A 21,187-nucleotide genomic window follows, 5' to 3' on the forward strand; every position below is an offset into this window, starting at 1 on the left:
TCAAACCAGTGCGATGTCCGGCGCGTCCTCGGCCTTCATGCCGATGACGTTATAGCCGGCGTCGACATGGTGGACTTCGCCGGTCACGCCGCTCGCCAGGTCGCTGAGCAGGTACAGGCCCGCGCCGCCGACATCCTCGATCGTGACGTTCCGCTTGAGCGGCGAGTTCAGCTCGTTCCATTTCAGGATCAGGCGGAAATCGCCGATCCCGCTCGCCGCCAGCGTCTTGATCGGCCCGGCCGAGATTGCGTTGACGCGGATATTGTCGCGCCCCAGATCGACCGCGAGATACTGCACGCTGGTCTCTAGCGCGGCCTTGGCCAGCCCCATCACGTTATAATGCGGGATCACCTTCTCCGCGCCGTAATAGCTCAGCGTCAGCAAACTGCCGCCCTCCGGCATCATCGCCGCGGCACGCTGGGCGACGGCGACGAACGAATAGACGCTGATGTTCATCGTCATCAGGAAATTGTCGAGGCTGGTGTCGACGAACCGCCCGCGCAGCTCGCTCTTGTCCGAAAAGCCGATCGCATGGACGACGAAATCGATCGTCGGCCAGTCCTTGCCCAGATCGGCGAAGCATTTGTCCAGGCTCGCCATGTCGGACACGTCGCAATCGAACAGCCGCGCGACGCCTAGTTGCTCGGCCAGCGGACGGACGCGCTTCTCCATCGTCTCGCCCTGATAGCTGAATGCGAGGTCCGCACCCTGCTCCGCCAGCTTCTGCGCAATCCCCCAGGCGAGGCTCTTGTCATTCGCCAGGCCCATGATCAGCCCGCGCTTGCCCTGCATCAGTCCGCTCACGTTGCGACGGTCTCCGTATTCGTGGTTTGTGGAGCCTTTACGTCCTCCAACGGGGTTTCGGCTAGTGCCGCGTTCAAATGCGCGCCGATCGAGATGCCGAACCCTACGATCCAGAAGAACAGGAGGGTGACGATTACGCCGGCCAGGCTGCCATAGGTTAGATCGTAGCTGCCGAATTGCGCGAGCGTCACGGGCAGCAACGCGGTCGCGCTCATCCACCAGATCGTCGTGAACAGGGCGCCGGGCCAGCGCGGGCATTGGCGGACGCGATATTTGCTCGGCGTGACCGCGGCGAACAGCATGTAGAGCGCGGCGAACAACACGATCGCCGGCACCAGCCGCGCCGCGCCGACCCAGCCGCCGACTTCCTGCGCCCAGGGCAGCAAGCGATAGATGAACTGTTCGACGATGGTCAGCAGTCCCTGGACGAAGAATGCCAGCAGCGCGAGGATCACCGACGCGACGATGACCGCCATCGACCGCAGCCGATACTGCCAGAAGGGCCGGTCGAACGTGATGCCATAGGCGCGGCGAAATACGTCGCGGATCGTCTCGACGAAACTGCCGACGGTCCACAACGCCACAACCGCGCCCAGGATCAGCAAGCCCCCGGTGCGGGCGGCGAGCACATCCTCGATCGGCTTGCGTAGAATCTCTCCCACACTCGGCGGCAGCGTGTAGAGAAACGACTCGACCGCATGCTTGGTCTCGCTCCGCTGGCCCAGGAGCGACGAGATCGCGGCCGCCAGGATGAAGAACGGAAACACCGTTATCAACGCCAGATAGGCGAGATTGCCCGCGTACATGAACCCGTTGTCGAAGATGCCGACGACAACTCGCTTGGTGACAATCCACACCCGCGTCCAGATCGGCTTGCCGAAGCGTTCGCGGACCCCGCGAAGGGCGCGCGCCTCGGGGGAGAGGGGCGATAGGTGCGACATCTAGGCGATCAGACGCCCATATTGCCGCGCGGGTTCCTGTCCTTGTCCTTCCAGCCCTGGACGAATTCGACCAGCGCATCGTCGTCGACCGGCAGGTCGACCATCAGCGTGACGAGCTGGTCGCCCCGAGGATCATTGGGGCCCCCGCCCTTCTTGTGGAACCCCTTGCCTTTCAGCCGCAGCACCTTGCCCGAGCTCGACCCCTTGGGGATCGTCAGCATCACCGGCTTGTCGGCGGTCGGCACACGCACGCTCGCGCCGAGCACGGCCTCGGACAGGCTGATCGGCAGATCGAGCCGGATGTCGTCGCCGTCGCGGGTGAAGAAACGGTGCTGCTGGACCTCGATCGTGATGATCGCGTCGCCCGCACCGCCCGGCCCCGGCTGGCCCTTGCCCGACAGACGCATCTGCGTGCCGGTCTCGACGCCCGCAGGCAGCTTCAGGTCGATCGTCTTGCCGTCCGCCAGCGTAATGCGCTGCGGCGCGAGCGTCGCGGCATCGACAAACGGCACCGCCAGCTTATAGGCGGCGTTGGCGCCCTTGGGCTGCTGGCGCCGGCCGAAGCTGCTGGCGAAGCCGCCCTGCCCGCCGCGCCCGCCGAACAATCCTTCGAACAAATCGCTGAAATCGCCGCCGCTATCGGTGAATTCGAACCCGCCCGCGCCGGACCGGAACCCGCCTTGCTGCGGACCACCGCCACCGCCGAACCCAAACGGCATGGCCGGATTCCCGTCGGCGTCGATCTCGCCACGGTCGAACCGCGCGCGCTTGTCCTTGTCGGTCAGCAGGTCATAGGCCTGAGTCACCTGGCTGAACTTCTCCGCCGCCTTGGGATTGTCCTTGTTGCGGTCGGGATGAAGCTCCTTCGCGAGCTTGCGATATGCCTTCTTGATCGCGGCCTCATCGGCCCCGCGCGCGACGCCGAGGGTGGTATAGGGATCTGCTGCCATCTTGGCCTGCTATTTGGGGGATTGATCGGCCGAGTGCAAACGATGGTGACGCGTGTGTTGCCACCGCCATAATTATGCGCAAGGTGTTCCATGGCCTATGAACCATTCGGGCAGGGCAACCGTTGGTGGGATCGGTTGGCGCCAACTCGCCTGCCTTTCATTTTTTGGCCATTCTCGTTCAAAGCGTGGCTTGCGCTACAGATGGTTATCGTGACTACGGTCATCGCATTTTTGTTGGCGCGCTAGCCTGGTCCTGGCCCTTCGACCGGTGCGACGTCGACCGATACGTCCATCTTCTGTGCGCCGGAGCCGAGCACGATGCCGTCGATCGGGGCGATTTCGGCATAATCGCGGCCGATCGCCATCACGACATGGTCGCCCGCCATCCAGATGCCGTTGGTCGGGTCCAGCCCGATCCAGCCGCGCTGCGGCCCGCACCACAGCAACACCCAGGCGTGGGTCGCGTCGGCGCCGATCAGCCGCTCCTGCCCCGGCGGCGGGATCGTGCGGATATAGCCGGAGACGTATGCCGCCGGCAGCCCGGCGGCGCGCAGGCCGGTGATCATGATCTGGGTCAGGTCCTGGCACACCCCGCGCCGCTTGAGGAACGCTTCGCGCGGCGGGGTGTCGACCAGGGTCGCGGCGGGATCGAACGCGAACTCGCGCTGGATGCGCCGGGCAAGCGCGATCCCGGCCTCCAGCGCGCCACGACCTGGATCGAGATCCTGCGCGCACCACGCGGCGATGTCGGCGTCGAGCGGGATCAGCGGCGACGGATAGAGATAGGCGGTCGGCCCGGCGGGTCCGAGCTCACGGTCGGCGCGCGCGAGGCTGGCGATGTCCCCGAGCGTCGGATCGGCCGCCGCCGGCACGGGCACGGGCCGATCGACGATCACTCGCGCCGCGCTTTCGATCGTCAGATTGCGCACGGGTTCGCGCACCACCAGCCGCATGACGTTCGCGAGTCCCGCCTCGGCCAAAGCGGGCCGCGTCTCCCCAGCCGGAGTCACGGCGAGCGCGTATCGTTCGACCTTCTGGCCCGACCAGTGAATCGGCTTCAGGCGCAGATTGCACCGCGCGAACGCGACCGGCTGGCCATAGTCGAACCGCGTGACGTGCCGGATGTCGTAGATCACGCGCCAAAGCTCATGCGAGCGTAAGGCCGCCCGCGCGCAGAGGTTCCGCCCCCTGCAGGAAATAACGCCGCGCGATTGCTTCGGACAAGCGCGTCAATTGACGCTCCGCCTCGAACAATTGCGCTGCTTCCAGATGGGCTGCATTTGCCGTGGCGAGCAACGCCTTGAGCGCCAGCGCCTCGGCCTGCTGGTCCTCGGGCAAGCCATCGTCGTTGAGCACGGGAAGGTGGTCGAGATGCGCGGCGATCGTATCGACCTGATACGCCAGGCTGCGCGGATTGCCGGGATCGAGCGCGACGAGATCGACCACCGGCACTCGCGCGATGCCCGTCAGGTAGCGCTGACGGTAGCTGATCTGGCTGTCGGCGAGGTCGAGCAGGGTCGACAAATCGTCGGCGGTCGCCCCCGCCATCCCGAACGTGCGCACCAGCCGCGCGACGACGACCCCGCGCTCGACCCGGCGGCCGAGGTCGTGAAAGCGCCAGGACGCGGTGCGGCCCATATGCTCGGCGGCGAGTCCCGACAGCGCGGCGTAGCGGCGCTGGAGCGACCCGCAGCGATCGAGCATGCTGCCTTTGGTCGGGTGCGGCGCGTCGAGTAGCCGACACATGTCGGCCGACAGCCGATCCCGCGACACGCCTGCGATATTACGCGCGAGCCGGTTCATCGCGGGAATATTGTGCCAACCGTCCATGGCGTCGAGCGCGGTGCGGGCAAGCTGGACGAGATCGGGCCGCTTAAGCCGTTCGGGATGCGCCGCCGCACCCGCCGCCACGACCAAGCCCGCCATCCGCCCGACCGTTTCGTGGTCGAGCGCCGCGCCGGCATCGGCGTCGATCGAATTGCCCAGCATCACGCGCACGATCGTCAGCAGCGCTTCGCCGCGTTCCAGATACCGCCCGAGCCAGAAGAAATTGTCGGCGACGCGGCTGGGCAAGGTGCCCGGATTACGGCGAATCTGGGTGCTGTCGGTGGCGGGCAACAGCGATACGTGCGCGACCGGATCGGGGCTGTGCACCGTGACGTCGGCCGACCACAAACCGTCGCCCATCACCGCTGCGCGGTCGTCGGCGTGCGCGCCGATCCGCGCGAACCCGCCGGGCAATACCGCCCAGCCGCCATCGGGCGCTCGCGCCGCGAACACGCGTAGCGTGAAGGGCCGCGCGGCGAGATCGTTGTCGGCGACCACCGGCATGGTCGACAGCCGCACCGTCTCCTGCCCGACATAATCCTCCGGCCGCCGCGCGAGGTCGGCGAGCAAGGCCGCACGCTGCTCGGACGACAGGTCCGCGCCCAGCATCGCACCATCGGGCAGCCCCAGCGGCTTCACGCCAAAGGCAGGCGCGATCCGCAATTCGTCCAGCCGGCCTTCGACCAGCGCGCGTGCATCATCGGCGCCGCACCACCACGTCGCGACATTGGGCAGCCGCAGCTTTTCCCCGGTCAGCCGCTCGGCCAGCAGCGGCAGGAACGCCTGCATCGCCGGCGCCTCCAGCACGCCCGCGCCGGGCGCGTTGGAGATCAGCACGTTATGCGCGGCGAAGGCGTCGATCAGCCCCGCGACCCCGATCTGCGAATGCGAATCGAACGCCAGCGGATCGAGCAAGCGGGGGTCGGCGCGCTGCCACAGCGCATCGACGCGCTTCAGCCCGGCAATGGTGCGGACGTAGAGCCTGTCCTCCGCCACCGTCAGGTCGGCGCCCTCGACCAGCAGGAAGCCCAGATAGCGCGCGAGGTGCGCCTGTTCGGCATAACTCGCGTTCCAGCGACCCGGCGTGAGCAGACCGATGCGCGGTTCGGCGCGCTTGCACAGTTCGGCAAGCCCTTCGCGGAACGCCGCGAAGAACGGCGCATGGCGCAGGATGTTGAGCCGCCCCTGCAGCCCGCCCAACGTCCGCGACGTGGCGAGACGGTTTTCGAGCGCATAGCCCGCCCCCACCGGCGAGCGGACATGGTCGGCGAGCACGCGCCATTCGCCGTCAGGCCCGCGCCCGAGGTCGAACGCGACGAACTGGAGCTGATACCCGCCGGGCACGGTCAGTCCGACCATCGGGCGCAGGAACAGGGGGCTGCCATTGACCAGCGCCGCCGGAATAGTGCCGTCGGCGACCAGCCTGCCCTCGCCGTAAAGATCGGCGAGCACGGTTTCGAGCAGGGCGGCGCGCTGCGCGGCCCCTGCGGCGATCCCCTGCCACTCGTCCTCGGCGATCAGCAGCGGGATGGGCGAGACGGGCCAGGGCCGCTCGTCGCTGTCCCCGGCGACGCGAAATCCGGTGCCGATGTCCTCGGCGTGGCGCTGGACGCGCTGGCGGGCATGGCCGAGATCGTCGCCCGCGGCGATGGCGAGTTCCTCGAACGCAGCGGTCCAAGCCTCGGCGTCGCCGCTCGCGACGACATCGCCCGCGCCGGCGCGCCCGCGATAGTCCGCCAGCCAGCGCGCGGCGTGCGCGCTCGCATCGAACAATCCTTCGCTGGTCGCCTGACTGGCCATGCTTCCAACCCCCGGCGCTTCAGAACCAGAATCCATGCTGCGTGGCAACACGGATTAGATCGCAGCAGGCCGATCTATTTTCGTCATGCCGGACGTGATCCGGCATCCCGCTTCTTGTTCTGGGCGGAAAAAGCGGGACCCCGGATCAAGTCCGGGGTGACGTGCTCTTTCTATAAATCGGGCAGCACCTGGCCGGCGACGCCCCAGCCGGCGAGTCCCTTGCTCGACGCGCGCTTCAGCAACTCTTCCCCGTCGCCGACATGCCACGTCGCCGCGCTGTCGATGTCGTCGAGTTCGGCCCAGGTCACCGGCGTCGCGACCGGAGCCCCGCTCCTGGCGCGCGCGGTATAGGGCATCACGGCGGTCGATCCGCGCTGGTTGCGCAGCCAGTCGATGAAGATGCGGCCCTTGCGCTTCGCCTTGGACATCGTCGCTACGAAGCGATCGGGTTCGGCCTGAGCGAGCGCCTGACTGAAGCGGTCGGCGAAATCCTTGACCGCCGGCCACTCGGCTTGGGGCGTCAACGGCACGACGACGTGCACGCCCTTCCCGCCAGACAGCATCGCGAAGCTGACCAGGCCGATTTCGGCGAGATGCTCCTTCAAATCGACGGCCGCTTTCTTGACCGCGTCGAAGCCGAGACCTTCGTCTGGGTCGAGGTCGAACACCATACGATCGGGCTGTTCGATCGATCCGACCGACGACCCCCAGCCGTGGAACTCGATCGTCCCCATCTGCACGCACGCCACGAGCCCGCCAGCATCGTCGATATAGATATAGGGTTCGACCGACCCGTCCTTCTCCTTGATCTTCACGTGCTTGACGTGGTCGCCGAACGACCCGGCGTCGTGTTTCTGGAAGAAGCAGTTCTTCCCCCGTCCCTGCGGACAGCGGACCAGGCTGATCGGACGATGCGCGGCGAAGGGGAGAATGACCGGCGCCAGCTCCTCGTAGAAGGCCGCCAGGTCGCCCTTAGTGACAGTGGAATCCGGAAAGATCAGGCGGTCCGGGTGCGTGATCGTGACGCCGGAAGCGCGCTTGGGCGCAGGCCTGGCCTTCTCCACCACCACCTTGGTCGCCTCCTTGTCCTCGCGCAGCCCCAGAAAGCTCGGGTGGCGCAATACACCATCGGGCGTCACCTCCGTGTAGGCGATCTCCGCGACCAGCTTCGGCGTCACCCAATGCGCACCACGCGTCGCTGCTTTGGGCGCATCTACCGTCGGCGTCTTGCGGGTCAGCTTGTCGAGCCTTGCGCGCAAGTCGTTCATCGTCTCGACCGAAAAGCCGGTGCCGACCTTGCCGGCATAGCGCAGCGCCTTGCCCTCATGCACACCGAGCAACAGCGCGCGAAAGCCGCGGCTCTTGTCGCTCTCAGTCCAGCCGACGATCACGAATTCCTGCCGCTGCAGGCATTTGATCTTGAGCCAGTTCTGCGTGCGCTTGCCAGCGTAGGCCGCGTCGGCGCGCTTTGAGACGATGCCCTCATACCCCTCGTGGCACATCGCCTGGAACAGCTTCTCGCCGTCGCCAATGATGTGTTCGGCGAATTGCAGGCGCTTGTCCTCCCCGTCGATCAGCGCGCGCAGCCGCTCCTTGCGCTGGACGTTGGGCAGCTTGTCGAGCTTCTCGCCGTCGCGTTCGAGCAGGTCGAACGCGAACAGGGTCATGGCGCCGCCAGTCGAAATCGCATCCTTGAGCGTGGAGAAATCGGGGCGCCCGCCCTTGAACGCGACGATCTCGCCATCGATCAGCGCCGACCCGACCGGAAGGGCCGCCGCCGCTTCGGCGACGCCAGGAAACTTGTGGGTCCAGTCGAGCCCGTTCCGGGTGAACACCTTTGCCTTGCCGTTCGCGACCGCGATCAGCGCGCGGTAACCGTCATATTTGACCTCGTGGATCCAGCCGGAGCCGGTGGGCACGCTGTCGACGAGAGTGCAGAGTTGCGGCTCGTGGAATTTCGGAAGGCCTCGTTCTTTTTCGTCATTCCCGCGAAAGCGGGAACCCATCTCCTGCCCGCGCCGCGCACTCGACGGTAAGGAGTTGGACCCCCGCTTTCGCGGGGGCGACGACGGCTTTGTGGCTGCAGCCCGCAGCTTCTTCCAGCTCGCCAACTCCTTCGCCTTCTTCCCCGCGGCGATCGCTTGCATCGTGCGGCCGGTCTTCACGCTCGTCACCGCGCCGTCGACCAGGTCGTCCGAACCGCCGGCATAGTCATCCGCAATCTTGCGCAGCAGCCAGTTGGTGTGTCGCTCCTTCCCGCGCGGCTTCAGCCGGATCAGCAGCCATTCGCCCTTCATCCGCTCGCCGTGCAGGATGAAATGCAAGTGCCCGTCCTTCAAGTCGTCGGCCGACTTTCCGGGAATCGGCTCCCACCAGCCGTCGTCCCACAGCATCACCGTGCCGCCGCCATACTCGTCCTGCGGGATCGTGCCCTCGAAATCGGCATAGCTGAGCGGGTGGTCTTCGGTCTGGACCGCGAGCCGCTTGTCGCCGGGGTTGAGGCTGGGCCCGCGCGTCACCGCCCAGCTCTTCATCACGCCCCCGACCTGCAACCGCAAGTCCCAGTGCAGCCGCGTCGCGTCGTGTTTCTGCACCATGAAGCGCCGATTATCTTTGGTGCCGGTGTTCGGCCCGACCTCTCCGCGCGGTTCCGCGGTCTTCGCGAAATCGCGCTTCTTGTTGTAGGTCGAAAGGGGGTCGGGTTCCGCCATCAAGCGCGTTTCCTGGTTGTCGCTTTCTTCGCGGGGGCGCGCTTGGCAGCGGGTTTCTTCGCCGCAGCGCCGGGCTTTTCGATCGATTTCTTCAGCGCCGCCATCAGGTCGACGACGTTCGACGCGGAGCGCCCGCCGCCCTCATCCTTGTCCTCGATGATCTTGCGATTGGTCTTCTGCTTGGACTTGCGCGCGATCAGGTCCTTGAGGGCATCAACGTACCGGTCGTGGAATTTCGACGGGTCGAACGTGTGCGATTTCTTCTCGATCAGCGTTGTCGCGAGGTCGAGCAAGTCGGCGTCCGGTTTGGCGTCGGGGATGTCGCGGAAATAGCCCTGCGCCTCGTTGACCTCGTCGGCGTAGCGCAGCGTCTCCAGCACCATGCCGCGTCCGCACGGCTTCAGGCTGACGATATATTCGCGTCCGCGCATCGCCAGCTGTCCCAGCCCGACCTTCTTCGCCCGCCGCAGCGCCTCACGCAGCACGATAAATGCTTCCTCGGCCAGGTCGTCGGCGGGGACGACGAAATAGGGACGCTCGTAATACAGCACGTCGATCTCGTCGGCATCGACGAACTGGGTCAGCTCGAGCGTCTTCTTCGATTCGAGCTTCACCGCGTCGATCTCGTCCTGATCTAGGAGGACATAGTCGCCCTTGTGCAGCTCATATCCTTTGACGATGTCGTCGGCATCGATCGCGCCGATGCCGGGGACGACTTTCTCGTATTTGACTCGCTTGCCCGAAGGCTCGTGGACTTGGTGGAACGCGATTTGCGCGCCCGATTTTGTCGCGGCGTAGATTTCGACCGGGATCGACACCAGCGCCAGCCTGATCTGTCCCTGCCAATAGGCGCGTGCTGCCATGATCGGGAAACCTCTCCGTTGCGGAAGCGATTCAATTCACCAGTGCGGGAGTCGTTCCCCTTCGCGGTGTCGTGCGTTAAGGGGCGCGCATGGCCGACGATCCCTTCGCCTTGTTCGACGCCTGGTTTGCCGAAGCGCAGGCGAGCGAGCCCAACGATCCCAACGCGATGGCGCTGGCGACGGCTGGTGAGGTGGGTAATCCTTCGGTGCGCATGGTGCTTCTGAAGGGGCAAGGGCCGGACGGCTTCGTTTTCTATACGAACCTCGATAGCCACAAGGGCAACGATCTGCGCGAAAATCAGCAAGTTGCGCTACTGTTCCATTGGAAGTCGTTGCGTCGTCAAATTCGCATCGAAGGCAACGTCGAACCGGTGACCGACGCGGAGGCTGACGCTTATTTCGCTACTCGCGGCCGCGATTCGCAGCTCGGCGCTTGGGCATCGGATCAGTCGCGTTCCCTCGATAGTCGCGAAATTTTCGAAGCACGGTTCGAGGAAGTTAAGGCGCGGTTCGACGGCCAAGACGTGCCCCGCCCACCTAATTGGTCCGGTTTTCGTGTCATCCCGGAAAATATCGAATTCTGGCAGGATCGCGCGCATCGGTTGCACGAGCGTCGTTTCTTCGTCGCGCAGAACGACGGTCTGTGGGCCGAATGGCTGCTCTACCCATGACCGAAGACCAGCGCCGCGCGATACCCTTCGCCGTGCGCGCCGCGCTCGCCAGCGTGGCGATGGCGTGCGGGCTGATCGCGCTCAAATCCTATGCGGCGTGGAGCACCGGGTCGGTCGCTATGCTCGGCAGCCTTGCTGACTCCGGTCTCGACCTGCTCGCCAGCCTCGTCACGCTCTACGGCGTCAAGCTCGCCGCCGAACCGGCGGATCACGATCACCGCTTCGGGCACGGCAAGGCGGAGGCGCTGGCGGCGCTGTTCCAGGTCGTGCTGATCACCGTGTCGGCGATCGGGATCGCGTGGCGCGCGATCGCCGCGCTGAACAGCAACGCGCCGACGCAGGACGCCGAATTCGGCATCGGCGTGTCGATCGCGGCGATCCTGGCGACGATCGTCCTGCTCGCCTATCAGCGCAGCATCATCCGCCGGACCGGGTCGGTCGCGATCATGGCGGACAATGTCCATTACCAGTCCGACGTCCTGCTCAACGGGTCGGTAATCGCCGCACTCGCGCTCGACCAGTTCCTCGGCTGGCACCGCGCCGACCCGATATTCGGCATCGCCATCGCGGCGTGGCTTGCCTGGGGCGCGTTCCAGGCGTCGAGCCACGCGATCGACATGCTGATGGACAAGGAATGGCCCGAGGACCAGCGCGCCGCCTTCATCGAGGTCGCCGCGCGCCAGCCGGGGATCAAGGGCATCCACGATTTCCGCACGCGCCGCTCCGGCAGCCACGACTTCGCGCAATTCCACATGGAGGTGGCGAGCGACATCACCGTGCGGCAAGCGCATGATGTGGTGGAAGGCGTCGAGACCGCGTTGCGCCGCGTATTCCCCAAGGTCGAGGTGTTGATCCATCTCGATCCCGAAGGGCATGTCGATACCGACAATCCGCTGGTCGAAGCGGACGTGACGCCGCACTGGTTCGGGAAACGCGTTTAGGCGCTGGCCAAACTTCCGTTCGCCCTGTGCTCTTCGAAGGGCGTGACCGGAACACCTGCTTCGACAAGCTCACACAAAGGATTGAGTGGGAGAACGAAATGAGATTGCCCATCGCCCAGATCGACGCCTTCGCCTCGCGCCCGTTCGAAGGCAATCCGGCGGCGGTGATGCCGCTCGGCGACTGGCTGGACGACGCCACGCTTCAGGCGATCGCGGCCGAAAACAACCTGTCGGAAACCGCCTTCATCGTGGCGAGCGGTGATGAGGACGTCGATTTCGACCTGCGCTGGTTCACGCCGACGAGCGAAGTCGTCTTGTGCGGCCATGCCACGCTCGCGAGCGGGCATTTCGTGCTGTCCTCAGCCGCCGATATGGACCGCGTGCGGTTCCGGACGCGCAAGGCCGGCATGCTCGACGTGGCGCGCGCCGGGGCGGGCTATGAACTCGCGCTGCCGGCCTGGGGGCCGGACCCCAAGCCCCTGCCCGCGATCATCGCCGGGTTGGGGCTGGACGGCGCGGCGGAGACGCTGTGGCACGAACATCGCTACGGACTGATCGTGCTCGACAGCGCTGATCAGGTTCGCGCGCTCGACCCGGATTTCCGCGCCTTGGCCCGGGAGGGCGACGTGCTGACCATCGTAACCGCGCCGGGCGAGGACACCGACGTGATCAGCCGCGCGTTCGCGCCGGGCGCGGGAATCGACGAGGATCCGGTGACGGGTTCGGCGCATGCGGTGATGGTGCCCTATTGGACAAAGCGGCTCGGCCGTGACCAATTCACCGCCTATCAGGCGAGCGAGCGCGGCGGGCATCTGACCTGCAGACTCGATGACGACCGCGTCGTGCTCGGCGGTGGCTGCGTCACGGTGATGGAAGGAACCTTCCTGCTTTGACGGCCATGCCGTAGCGTCAACCCGCCGCCAGCAAAAAACTGGCGGAAAACCGGCCTTTTTGCTAAGGTCGCCCGCGTGACTGACCATGCGCTCCCCCACGATTACCCGATTCCGATCGATCCCGCGGACATCGATTTCATGGGGCACGTTAACAATGCGTCCTATCTGAAATGGGTGCAGGACGCGGTGCTCAGTCACTGGCGCAAGATCGCCCCGGCCGATGCCGTCGCCAGCCTGCTGTGGGTCGCGCTCAAGCACGAGATTACCTATCGCAAGCCGACCTTCCTGGATGACGAGGTGATCGCGACCGTCCTGCTCGAAAAGGTGCAGGGCGCGCGGGCCTTCTACCAGACGATCATCAAGCGCGGCGAGGACGTGCTGGCCGAGGTGCAATCGAGCTGGTGCTGCATCGACGCTGAGACGCTGCGGCCGGCGCGGCTGGCGTCGAACGTGATCGAGAAGTTCTTCGCCAAGCCGGCAGACGCCGCTTAGGTTCTTTACCTGTATCAGCGCGAAATTGTGCGTATCGCAGGCGAAACGATGCTAGTGATACGGGATGTCCGACGCATCGCCCCGCCAGCTATCGACCGTCGAGCGCGCGTATCAGCTCGCCAGGTCGGGCAGCTGCCGATCGATCGATGACATCCGCCGCAAGCTGAGCGCCGAGCACTACGATTCGGTGCAGGGGCATTTGAGCGGCGCATCGATCAAGCGCGACCTGACCGCCTTGTGCAAGGAAGCATGCAAGGCGGCCGTCGCGCCCTGACGATCACCTACGCGGCGAGCGCGTCTTCCGCCGCTTGCGTTTCCTCGATCCAGCCGCCGCCGAGTACGCGATCGCCCGCGTAGAACACCGCTGCCTGACCCGGAGACACGCCATATTCGGGGCTGTCGAAGAACACCCGGTCGCCGGCCAGGCGTGCCGGGACAGGTTTCGCCAGGCTGCGCACCTTGACGCTGAGTGCGCCGTTGGTCGGGCCGATCCGATTGATCTCGCTGAGTCGCGCCGACGCGACCGCAAGCGCCGAGCGCGGGCCGACCACGACTTCGCCGCGCGACGGGTCGAGGCGCACAACGTAAAGCGGCTCCGGGCTGCCGCCGATCTCCAGCCCGCGGCGCTGGCCGATCGTGAAATGGATAAGCCCGCGATGCTCGCCGAGCTTGCGGCCGCCGAGATCGACGATGTCCCCGCCCGCGCCGGCTTCGGGCCGCAGCTTCTTGACGAGCGACGCGTAATCGCCGTCTGGGACGAAACAGATATCCTGGCTGTCGGGCTTCGCCGCGACACCCAGGCCCAGGTCCGCCGCCAGCTCGCGCACCCGCGGCTTGGGCAGGCCGCCCAGGGGAAAGCGCAGGAAATCGAGCTGGTCCTGCGTCGTCGCGAACAGGAAATAGCTCTGGTCGCGCGCCGGATCGGCCGCGCGGTGCAGTTCGGCGCCGGCCACCCCCTCGACTCGACGGACATAATGCCCGGTCGCAAGGCAATCCGCGCCCAGATCGCGCGCGAGGGCGAACAGGTCGGTGAATTTCGGTCCCATGTTGCAGCGGACGCAAGGAATCGGGGTGCGGCCCGCGACATATTCATCCGCGAACTGGTCGATCACCGTCTCGCGGAACGCGCTTTCATGGTCGTGGACGTAATGCGCGATACCCAGCCGATCGCACACGGCGCGCGCGTCGCGGATATCGCGGCCCGCGCAGCAACTCCCTGCGCGCCCGGTCGCCTCGCCGTGATCGTAGAGCTGGAGCGTGATGCCAATCGTTTCCGCACCGCTCTTCGCCGCAAGCGCCGCCACGACGGACGAATCGACCCCGCCCGACATCGCGACGACGATGCGTTTGCCCGATAGATCGGGGCCCAACTGGAAATCCGCGACGGTCATTTGCGCGCGTTCAATAGGGATGCCGACGCCAATTGCCTAGGTTCGGGGAGGATTCGTTAGCGCACGCTAATAGATTGTAACATCCGTGTTTACCGGGCCTTAGGCTCATCCCGTTACATCCACGAGTCTGTTGAAGACGAACGAGTGACGCGTGGACCTGAGCTATCTCCGATTCGAGCACGATGCGTCGGTGGCGGTGTTGCCGCCCGATCTCGCCGTGCTGTTGGTCGGGATCGCAGCGCGCCAGGCGGCATCGCCGACTGCAACGATGCAGGCGCGGTTCGCGCCGACGACCTGGGCCGACTTGCCGTTCAGCCCGCCATCGGGCGCGTTTGACCAGCGCCAGGCCGTGCGGATCGAACGGTGGAGGCAGGAGTAAAGAGCGCGTTTACCGAGCCGCTTCAAGGGATGTTCAAGTCCGGCCGCTAATGGTCGTTATTGGTAATAATGCTTTGGGGTCCCCCCGACCCGAACGAGGTAACGAATGATCGAGAACCAGAAGATAAGGCCAGCAAAAGTCATCGGTCCGCTCGGCGAGCCGCTGACGCTCGATACGTTGCCCCCGCCGGAAACGACGCGCTGGGTCGTGCGCCGCAAGGCCGAAGTGGTCGCGGCGGTGAATGGCGGCCTGCTCTCGGTCGATGAAGTGTGCGATCGCTATGGCCTGACCGTCGAGGAATTCGCCGGCTGGCAGCGTGCGATCGATCGTTCGGGCATGCCCGGGCTACGCGTCACGCGCATCCAGCACTATAAAAGCCTCTACGAGCGCCAGCAAAAATATTAATTAAAAATATTGACGTACGTTAATCGGTCAGAACGCTGTCGGAACAAATTTTACGGCCAAGAGTCATGCCTCCTGTCGCAGCCGGGCAAAACGCCGGGTGCAAGATAAGGTAACAGGAGGTCTCGATGGTCGGAATTATCGTTTGGCTGGTGGTGGGTGGTCTGGCGGGCTGGCTCGCCAGCATCGTGATGCGGACCGACGGCCAACAGGGGCTGTTGCTCAACATTATCGTCGGTATCGTCGGGGCGGTGATCGCCAACCTGATCTTCGGCGTGGGTATCAATCAGGCCATCACAGTGATGACATTCATCTATTCGGTGATCGGCGCCATCATCCTGTTGGCGATCCTCAATCTGATCAACCGCGGCCGCGTTCGCTAACGACGCGGATCGGCAAAAGGGGCCGTTCCCGCGAGGGAGCGGCCCCTTTTTCGTGTCACTTCAGCAGGAAGCGCACCGATACGGTCGCGGTGACGTCAGTTTCGCCGGGCGCGATGGCGGTGTCGGCCTTCGGCGCCGCGGCGACCCGCGCCATGTACACGACCGGCGGCTGCGGGCCGGCCATTTCGCCGCTTTCGCTGATCGACAGGATGCGCACCACCGTCAGCCCCGCCGCCTTGGCATAGAGGTCGGCGCGGGCCCGGGCACGCTTGATCGCGTCGGTTCGCGCTTCGTCCAGCGCAGCGTCGGGCTGGTCGAGCGACAGGCTTGGCCCGTCGATCTGGTTCGCGCCCTGCGCCACCAGCGCGTCGAGGATCGCGCCCGACTTCGCGACGTCGCGGAACCGGATCGAAACGGTGTTCGACGCCTGATAGCCGGTGATGGCAGGCGGCTGATTCTCCGCGTAGCGATATTGCGGTTGCAGCGACACGTTCGAAGTCGCGATGTCGCGCGGCTGCACGCCGGCGGCCTTGAGCGCGGCGAGCACGCCCACCATGCGCTTGGCATTGTCGGCCAGCGCCGCTGCCGCCGTCGCGTTCTGCGTCACCACCCCGGCGCGGATCGTCGCGATGTCGGGCACGCGCGTGGTCTTGCCGGTGGCGCTGACGTCCAGAATAGTTCCGTCGGGAATCATCGCGGGCGCGCCGGCGACCTGCGCCGCGGCGGGCAAGGCGGCAAGCGGCGACAACGTCAGCAGACAAGCGGTAGCGAACAGGCGCATTCTAATCTCCAAAGCAGACGAAAAGGTCCGTCACGACCCGATTGGCAGGATAACGTACAACGCACGATGAACAGCCACGCCCACTAGGCCCGGCGATCCCTCGCCAGCCGGAAAACGGCGAGCGCCGCCGCCGCACCCAGTATCGAGGCGCCGAAATTCGGCCAGGAGCCGCTCGACGTCCATCGCATCGTTTCCGTGACGAAACCGGCGATCAGCGCACCGCCGATGCCGATCAGGATATTGACGATCATCCCGCCCGGATTTCGACCGGGCGCGATCAGTTTTCCGATTACGCCAACTACAAGGCCGATCGCCAGCCACGCCAGGACCGATCGTTCGGGCATCGGAGGCCTCCTCCCCAAAGCCGGGTCCTTTTTCGACTCGGTGCCTCACCTTCTGCCTGAAGCGGCATCGTTGCAATCGTTTACCATCCGAAACGGTGGCTCCGTGTTGCCGTTTCGCTCCGAAAAGTGCACAGAAGCGCCATTCGGCACCGAGCCTCTTGAGGTCGGTGCTTTATTTGTATAACACAGCCTTGCGGGGCGTAGAGAGCATCCGCGATCAGCGAGTTACGGGGACCGGGACGAGATGAACTACGAACCGAGCAGCGGGTATGCGCTCACCGACGAGACCGAGCGGCCGTCGCGGCGGCGCGCCTGGATCATCGGCGGCGTCATCATCGTGCTGGTCCTGATCGCGGCTTTCGTGATGATGCGTCCGGGCAAGACGGCGCCGGCGGACTCTGCGGGCGGCAAGCAGGGTGAGCAATTGCCACCCGTCACCGTCGCCGCGCCCGGCAACAATATCGTCGATCGCACGGTCACCGGCACCGGCAGCCTTGCCGCGCGCGTCGACATGCCGGTCGGCGTCGCGGGCGAAGGCGGCCGCGTGACCGCCGTCCTGGTTCAGCCTGGCCAGTGGGTCGCCGCCGGTCAGGTGCTGGCGACGGTCGACGCCTCCGTGCAGACGCAAACGGCGAACAGCCTGGAAGCGCAGATCGCGGTCGCGCGCGCCGACGCCAAGCTGGCGCAGGCGAACGTCGATCGCGCCCAGGCGCTGGTCGGCAACGGATTCATCTCGAAGGCCGATCTGGAAACCCGGATCGCCACGCGGGACGCAGCGGTCGCGCGCGTGCGCGTCGCCGAAGCAACCCTGGCGCAGCAGCGCGCGGCGAACGGCCGGCTCGCGATCCGCGCGCCCGCCGCGGGACTCGTCCTGACGCGCTCGGTCGAACCCGGCCAGATCATCAGCGCCGGATCGGGCGCGCTGTTCCGCATGGCCAAGGGCGGCGAGATGGAGTTGCGCGCCGAACTCAGCGAAAGCGACATCCAAACGCTCAGCGTCGGCGCGCGCGCGCAAGTGACGCCGGTCGGCAGCACGCAGACCTTCAACGGCGCGATCTGGCAAATTTCGCCGGTGATCGACCCGAATACGCGGCGCGGCATCGTGCGCATCGCGATTCCCTATGACAAGGCACTGCGTCCCGGCGGTTTCGCTTCCGCATCGATCTATGGCGGCGCGTCGACCGCGCCGGTGCTGCCCAATTCCGCGATCCAGACTGACACCAAGGGCAATTTCGTCTATGTCCTCGACAAGGACGACAAGGTTCAGCCGGTTCGTGTCACCACGGGTGAAGTCACCGACGCCGGTGTCACGATCACCAGCGGCCTGACGGGCAGCGAGCGTGTCGTTCTGCAGGCCGGCGCGTTCCTGAACCCGGGGCAGAAGGTCAAGCCGATCCTGAAGCAAATCGCCAAGAAGTGAGGCGCTGACACATGGGCTTCCGCAATATCTCCGCGTGGTCGATCCGCAACCCGGTTCCCAGCATCGTCCTGTTCATGGCGCTGACGCTGGCCGGGATCGTCAGCTTCATGACGATGAAGGTCAATCAGGACCCGGACATCGACTTCCCGCTCGTGTTCGTGGTGATTTCGCAGCCCGGCGCGGCGCCGACGGAGCTCGAGAACCAGGTCACGCAGAAGATCGAGAATGCGCTGCGCAGCGTGGCGGGCGTCGATGAGATCAACTCGACCGTCACCGAAGGCAATTCGCAGACCGCCGTCCAGCTCCAGATCGGCACGCCGATCGACCGCGCGCTCGAGGACATTCGCAGCGCCGTCCAGCAGACGCGCAGTTCGCTGCCCGACGGCATCCTCGAGCCGCAGGTGTTCCGCGTCGATACCAGCGGCAACGACCTGGCGAGCTATGCCGCGGTGTCGACCAGCATGTCGGTCAAGGACTTGTCCTGGTATATCGACGACACCGTGACCAAGGCGTTGCTGGGCGTGCCCGGCATGGCGACGGTCGATCGCAACGGCGGCGTCGACCGCGAAATCCGCGTCAAGCTCGACCCCGCCAAGCTGCAGTCCCTGGGTCTCACCGCGAGCCAGGTCAACGCGCAGTTGCGCCAAGTCAATGTGAACGCCGCTGGTGGCCGCGCGGAGATCGCCGGATCGGAACAGACCGTGCGCGTGCTCGGCAACGCGCAGGACGCCTATCGGCTCGGCCAGACACAGATTTCGGTCGGCAACGGCCGGCTAGTGAAGCTGACCGACATCGGGACCGTGGTGGACGACGCCGCCGAACAGCGGTCCGCGTCGCAGCTCAACGGCGCGCAGGTCATCACCTTCGACTTCCAGCGCGCCAAGTCGGCGTCGGACATCGCCGTGTTCCATGGCGCCGAAAAGAAGCTCGCCGAGCTCGAAAAGGCGAACCCCGACGTCAAGTTCAAGCTTATCTTCAACGAAACCGAATATGCCGAGAAGCAATATCACTCGGCGATTGAGGCGATGATCGAGGGCGCTTTGCTCGCGGTGGTCGTGGTGTTCCTGTTCCTGCGCGACTGGCGCGCGACCGCGATTTCGGCGCTGGCCATCCCGCTGTCGGCGATCCCGACCTTCTGGGTCATGAGCCTCCTGGGCTTCACGCTCAACCAGATGACCCTGCTCGCGCTGAGCCTGGTCGCGGGCGTGCTGGTCGATGACGCGATCGTCGAGATCGAGAACATCGTGCGCCACATGCGCATGGGCAAGACCGCGTATCAGGCCGCGATCGACGCCGCCGACGAAATCGGCATCGCCGTGCTGGCGACGACGATGTCGATCGTCGCGGTGTTCTTTCCGGTCGCGTTCATGCCGGGCGTCCCGGGCCAGTTCTTCAAGAGCTTCGGCCTCACCATCGTCGTCTCGGTGCTGATGAGCCTTGCCGTCGCGCGCCTCGTCACCCCGATGATCGCCGCCTATTTCCTGCGCGCCAAGGGCCATGCGTCGCACGGCGAGGGCCGGTTGATGGACGTCTATATGGGCGCGCTGCGCTGGACGCTCCGGCATCGCTGGTCGTCGATCGTCGCGGGCGCGGTGGCGCTGGCGCTGACCGTGTTCTTCTTCGCGATCATCCCGCAATCCTTCCAGCCCGACCAGGACCAGGACGCGTCGACCGCCAACATCGAAATGGTGCCCGGCACGACGCTGGCCGAGACACAGGTGGTCGCCAATCAGGTCTATGACCTGCTCAGGAAGCAGCCGCAGGTCAGCGATATTTACACGCGCGTCGGCGTCGGCAACGCGCGCGTCACCGCGATCTTCAAGAAGGACAAGGTCGGCACCAGCGTGCAGTTCGAGCGCCGGCTGGCGCCCGCCCTTGCGCAGATCCCAGACGCGCGGGTATCGTTCCGTTCGCAACAGGGCTGGGGGTCAAGCGGCCGCGACATCACCATCGTGCTCGGCGGCGCAGATCCGAAGGCGCTCAACGACCAGGCGCAAAAGGTCGTCGCCGACCTGCAGAAGCTGAAGGTGGTGACCGCGCCGCGCGTGCAGGGCGACCTGCAGCAGCCCGAACTGGAAATCCGCCCGCGCTTCGACCTTGCCGCCGACCTCGGCGTCACGACGGCCGCGCTGTCGAACACGATCCGCCTGGCGACGTTGGGCGACATCGATCAGAACAAGGCGAAATTCTCGCTCAGCGACCGCCAGATCCCGATCACTGTCGCGCTCGAACAATCGTCGCGGTCGCGGCTGGCGACGATCCAGAACCTGCCCGTCGCGACTTCGACCGGCGGGTCGGTGCCGCTATCGACCGTCGCCGACATCGGTTTCGGCGCCAGCCCGAACAAAATCCAGCGCGTGCAACAGCAGCGTCAGATCACGATCGGCGCCGACCTCGCGCTCAACCCGAAAACGGGCAAGCCGTTGGTGTCGGGCGAAGCGTGGAAGGAGATCGACAAGATACCGTCGCTGGCCAAGCTGCCCGCGGGCATCGAGCGGCTGACGCTCGGCCAGCAGAAATGGCAGCAGGAGATGATTCTGAACTTCTTCATCGCGCTCGGCTCGGGGATCATGCTCGTGTTCGCGGTGCTCGTGCTGCTCTATCGCCGCGTGCTGCCGCCGTTCGTCAACATGGGGTCGCTGCTCCTCGCGCCGCTGGGGGGCCTGATCGCCCTGTGGATCGTGGGCCAGCCGGTCTCGATGCCGGTCTATATCGGCCTGCTCATGCTGTTCGGCATCGTCGCCAAGAATTCGATCCTGCTGATCGATTTCGCGCTGGAGGAAATGCAGAAGGGCGTGCCGAGCCTGGAGGCGATCGAGGATGCCGGGCACAAGCGCGCCCAGCCGATCGTGATGACCACCGTGGCGATGGTCGCGGGCATGGTGCCGACCGCGCTGTCGCTGTCGGGCGACGCGTCATGGCGCGCGCCGATGGGGACGGTCGTGATCGGCGGTCTGACGCTGTCGACGGTGCTGACGCTGCTGATCGTGCCGGCCAGCTTCAGCCTGGCGGTCGGGATCGAAAAGTGGCTCGGACCGAAGCTCGGCCGCCGCTTGCTCACGTATCGTCCCGGTGACGAGGACCGCCCGGTCATCGCGCAGCCGGGTCCGGTGCGACCGATCGGGTATCACGGCGAGGGGCCGCAGCCCGCGGAATGACGCAATCTTGGGGAAGGACTTGAACCTTCCCCAGAT

At 65.7% G+C, this 21,187-nt stretch carries 20 protein-coding genes; 10 read left to right on the top strand and 10 right to left on the bottom strand.

Going from position 1 to position 21,187, the window contains the following annotated elements; genetic code table 11:
- The 7 genes from fabI to J0J06_RS16450 all read right to left on the bottom strand — a co-directional run bounded on the left by fabI (position 1) and on the right by J0J06_RS16450 (position 9,896).
- Entirely contained in the window at positions 1-804 is an 804-nt protein-coding gene (gene fabI, locus J0J06_RS16420) for an enoyl-ACP reductase FabI (RefSeq protein WP_294043791.1), read from the bottom strand.
- Positions 801-1,745 (bottom strand): YihY/virulence factor BrkB family protein, encoded by a 945-nt coding sequence (locus J0J06_RS16425; RefSeq protein WP_294043792.1) that lies wholly within the window; start codon positions 1,743-1,745, stop codon positions 801-803. Before J0J06_RS16425 ends, fabI begins: the two co-directional genes overlap by 4 nt.
- Positions 1,746-1,753: 8 nt before the next feature.
- Complete coding sequence (locus J0J06_RS16430; protein ID WP_294043793.1) at positions 1,754-2,695, bottom strand: DnaJ C-terminal domain-containing protein; 942 nt, start codon at positions 2,693-2,695, stop codon at positions 1,754-1,756.
- A gap of 242 nt (positions 2,696-2,937) precedes the next feature.
- A complete protein-coding gene (locus J0J06_RS16435; RefSeq protein WP_294043794.1) occupies positions 2,938-3,831 on the bottom strand; it encodes a transglutaminase family protein in 894 nt (297 codons plus the stop codon).
- A 10-nt stretch (positions 3,832-3,841) separates the two neighbouring features.
- The gene (locus tag J0J06_RS16440) at positions 3,842-6,322 is read right to left on the bottom strand and encodes a circularly permuted type 2 ATP-grasp protein (protein WP_294043795.1); all 2,481 of its coding nucleotides are present in this window, start codon (positions 6,320-6,322) and stop codon (positions 3,842-3,844) included.
- A 170-nt stretch (positions 6,323-6,492) separates the two neighbouring features.
- A complete protein-coding gene (gene ligD / locus J0J06_RS16445; protein WP_294043796.1) occupies positions 6,493-9,033 on the bottom strand; it encodes a DNA ligase D in 2,541 nt (846 codons plus the stop codon).
- On the bottom strand, positions 9,033-9,896 hold the full coding sequence (locus tag J0J06_RS16450) for a Ku protein (protein ID WP_294043797.1): 864 nt from the start codon (positions 9,894-9,896) through the stop codon (positions 9,033-9,035). Before J0J06_RS16450 ends, ligD begins: the two co-directional genes overlap by 1 nt.
- A gap of 89 nt (positions 9,897-9,985) precedes the next feature.
- On the opposite strand from J0J06_RS16450, the gene pdxH reads away from it, so the two are divergent.
- The 5 genes from pdxH to J0J06_RS16475 all read left to right on the top strand — a co-directional run bounded on the left by pdxH (position 9,986) and on the right by J0J06_RS16475 (position 13,167).
- Positions 9,986-10,567, top strand: a complete 582-nt coding sequence (gene pdxH, locus J0J06_RS16455; protein ID WP_294043798.1) for a pyridoxamine 5'-phosphate oxidase — start codon at positions 9,986-9,988, stop codon at positions 10,565-10,567.
- Positions 10,564-11,508, top strand: coding sequence for a cation diffusion facilitator family transporter (locus tag J0J06_RS16460; RefSeq protein WP_294043799.1), 945 nt, complete (start codon positions 10,564-10,566; stop codon positions 11,506-11,508). Before pdxH ends, J0J06_RS16460 begins: the two co-directional genes overlap by 4 nt.
- A 98-nt stretch (positions 11,509-11,606) precedes the next feature.
- Positions 11,607-12,401: a PhzF family phenazine biosynthesis protein gene (locus J0J06_RS16465; RefSeq protein WP_294043800.1), complete on the top strand. Its 795-nt coding sequence runs from the start codon at positions 11,607-11,609 to the stop codon at positions 12,399-12,401.
- Between the two features lie 75 nt (positions 12,402-12,476).
- Positions 12,477-12,893, top strand: a complete 417-nt coding sequence (locus tag J0J06_RS16470; protein WP_294043801.1) for a thioesterase family protein — start codon at positions 12,477-12,479, stop codon at positions 12,891-12,893.
- Between the two features lie 64 nt (positions 12,894-12,957).
- A complete protein-coding gene (locus J0J06_RS16475; protein ID WP_294043802.1) occupies positions 12,958-13,167 on the top strand; it encodes a hypothetical protein in 210 nt (69 codons plus the stop codon).
- Between the two features lie 7 nt (positions 13,168-13,174).
- Here J0J06_RS16475 and mnmA read toward each other — a convergent pair whose 3' ends face one another.
- Complete coding sequence (mnmA, locus tag J0J06_RS16480) at positions 13,175-14,284, bottom strand: tRNA 2-thiouridine(34) synthase MnmA (protein WP_294043803.1); 1,110 nt, start codon at positions 14,282-14,284, stop codon at positions 13,175-13,177.
- Between the two features lie 151 nt (positions 14,285-14,435).
- Between mnmA and J0J06_RS16485 the strand changes: the two genes are divergently transcribed.
- The 3 genes from J0J06_RS16485 to J0J06_RS16495 all read left to right on the top strand — a co-directional run bounded on the left by J0J06_RS16485 (position 14,436) and on the right by J0J06_RS16495 (position 15,448).
- Positions 14,436-14,663: a hypothetical protein gene (locus J0J06_RS16485; RefSeq protein WP_294043804.1), complete on the top strand. Its 228-nt coding sequence runs from the start codon at positions 14,436-14,438 to the stop codon at positions 14,661-14,663.
- Positions 14,664-14,768: 105 nt separating this feature from the next.
- Positions 14,769-15,068 carry a DUF1153 domain-containing protein gene (locus J0J06_RS16490; protein WP_294043805.1) on the top strand — a complete coding sequence of 100 codons (300 nt, stop codon included), beginning with the start codon at positions 14,769-14,771 and terminating at the stop codon, positions 15,066-15,068.
- A gap of 125 nt (positions 15,069-15,193) precedes the next feature.
- Complete coding sequence (locus J0J06_RS16495) at positions 15,194-15,448, top strand: GlsB/YeaQ/YmgE family stress response membrane protein (protein ID WP_294043806.1); 255 nt, start codon at positions 15,194-15,196, stop codon at positions 15,446-15,448.
- A 55-nt stretch (positions 15,449-15,503) separates the two neighbouring features.
- Here the strand turns inward: J0J06_RS16495 and J0J06_RS16500 are convergent, their stop codons facing one another.
- On the bottom strand, positions 15,504-16,229 hold the full coding sequence (locus J0J06_RS16500; RefSeq protein ID WP_294043807.1) for an SIMPL domain-containing protein: 726 nt from the start codon (positions 16,227-16,229) through the stop codon (positions 15,504-15,506).
- An 83-nt stretch (positions 16,230-16,312) separates the two neighbouring features.
- Positions 16,313-16,573 (bottom strand): GlsB/YeaQ/YmgE family stress response membrane protein, encoded by a 261-nt coding sequence (locus tag J0J06_RS16505; RefSeq protein ID WP_294043808.1) that lies wholly within the window; start codon positions 16,571-16,573, stop codon positions 16,313-16,315.
- Positions 16,574-16,817: 244 nt separating this feature from the next.
- On the opposite strand from J0J06_RS16505, the gene J0J06_RS16510 reads away from it, so the two are divergent.
- Complete coding sequence (locus tag J0J06_RS16510; protein WP_294043809.1) at positions 16,818-17,993, top strand: efflux RND transporter periplasmic adaptor subunit; 1,176 nt, start codon at positions 16,818-16,820, stop codon at positions 17,991-17,993.
- 11 nt (positions 17,994-18,004) lie between these two features.
- Positions 18,005-21,151, top strand: a complete 3,147-nt coding sequence (locus J0J06_RS16515; RefSeq protein WP_294043810.1) for an efflux RND transporter permease subunit — start codon at positions 18,005-18,007, stop codon at positions 21,149-21,151.
- The last annotated feature ends 36 nt before the right edge of the window (positions 21,152-21,187 follow it).

It is taken from the genome of Sphingomonas sp., assembly GCF_017304615.1.
Classification (GTDB): Bacteria; Pseudomonadota; Alphaproteobacteria; order Sphingomonadales; family Sphingomonadaceae; genus Sphingomonas.

Bases quoted from the DNA above. Each gene is read 5' to 3' on its own strand.
- J0J06_RS16425 (WP_294043792.1), bottom strand. From the start codon at position 1,745: ATGTCGCACCTATCGCCCCTCTCCCCCGAGGCGCGCGCCCTTCGCGGG.
- J0J06_RS16430 (WP_294043793.1), bottom strand. From the start codon at position 2,695: ATGGCAGCAGATCCCTATACCACCCTCGGCGTCGCGCGCGGGGCCGAT.
- J0J06_RS16440 (WP_294043795.1), bottom strand. From the start codon at position 6,322: ATGGCCAGTCAGGCGACCAGCGAAGGATTGTTCGATGCGAGCGCGCAC.
- ligD (WP_294043796.1), bottom strand. From the start codon at position 9,033: ATGGCGGAACCCGACCCCCTTTCGACCTACAACAAGAAGCGCGATTTC.
- J0J06_RS16450 (WP_294043797.1), bottom strand. From the start codon at position 9,896: ATGGCAGCACGCGCCTATTGGCAGGGACAGATCAGGCTGGCGCTGGTG.
- pdxH (WP_294043798.1), top strand. From the start codon at position 9,986: ATGGCCGACGATCCCTTCGCCTTGTTCGACGCCTGGTTTGCCGAAGCG.
- J0J06_RS16460 (WP_294043799.1), top strand. From the start codon at position 10,564: ATGACCGAAGACCAGCGCCGCGCGATACCCTTCGCCGTGCGCGCCGCG.
- J0J06_RS16465 (WP_294043800.1), top strand. From the start codon at position 11,607: ATGAGATTGCCCATCGCCCAGATCGACGCCTTCGCCTCGCGCCCGTTC.
- J0J06_RS16475 (WP_294043802.1), top strand. From the start codon at position 12,958: ATGTCCGACGCATCGCCCCGCCAGCTATCGACCGTCGAGCGCGCGTAT.
- mnmA (WP_294043803.1), bottom strand. From the start codon at position 14,284: ATGACCGTCGCGGATTTCCAGTTGGGCCCCGATCTATCGGGCAAACGC.
- J0J06_RS16490 (WP_294043805.1), top strand. From the start codon at position 14,769: ATGATCGAGAACCAGAAGATAAGGCCAGCAAAAGTCATCGGTCCGCTC.
- J0J06_RS16495 (WP_294043806.1), top strand. From the start codon at position 15,194: ATGGTCGGAATTATCGTTTGGCTGGTGGTGGGTGGTCTGGCGGGCTGG.
- J0J06_RS16500 (WP_294043807.1), bottom strand. From the start codon at position 16,229: ATGCGCCTGTTCGCTACCGCTTGTCTGCTGACGTTGTCGCCGCTTGCC.
- J0J06_RS16505 (WP_294043808.1), bottom strand. From the start codon at position 16,573: ATGCCCGAACGATCGGTCCTGGCGTGGCTGGCGATCGGCCTTGTAGTT.
- J0J06_RS16510 (WP_294043809.1), top strand. From the start codon at position 16,818: ATGAACTACGAACCGAGCAGCGGGTATGCGCTCACCGACGAGACCGAG.
- J0J06_RS16515 (WP_294043810.1), top strand. From the start codon at position 18,005: ATGGGCTTCCGCAATATCTCCGCGTGGTCGATCCGCAACCCGGTTCCC.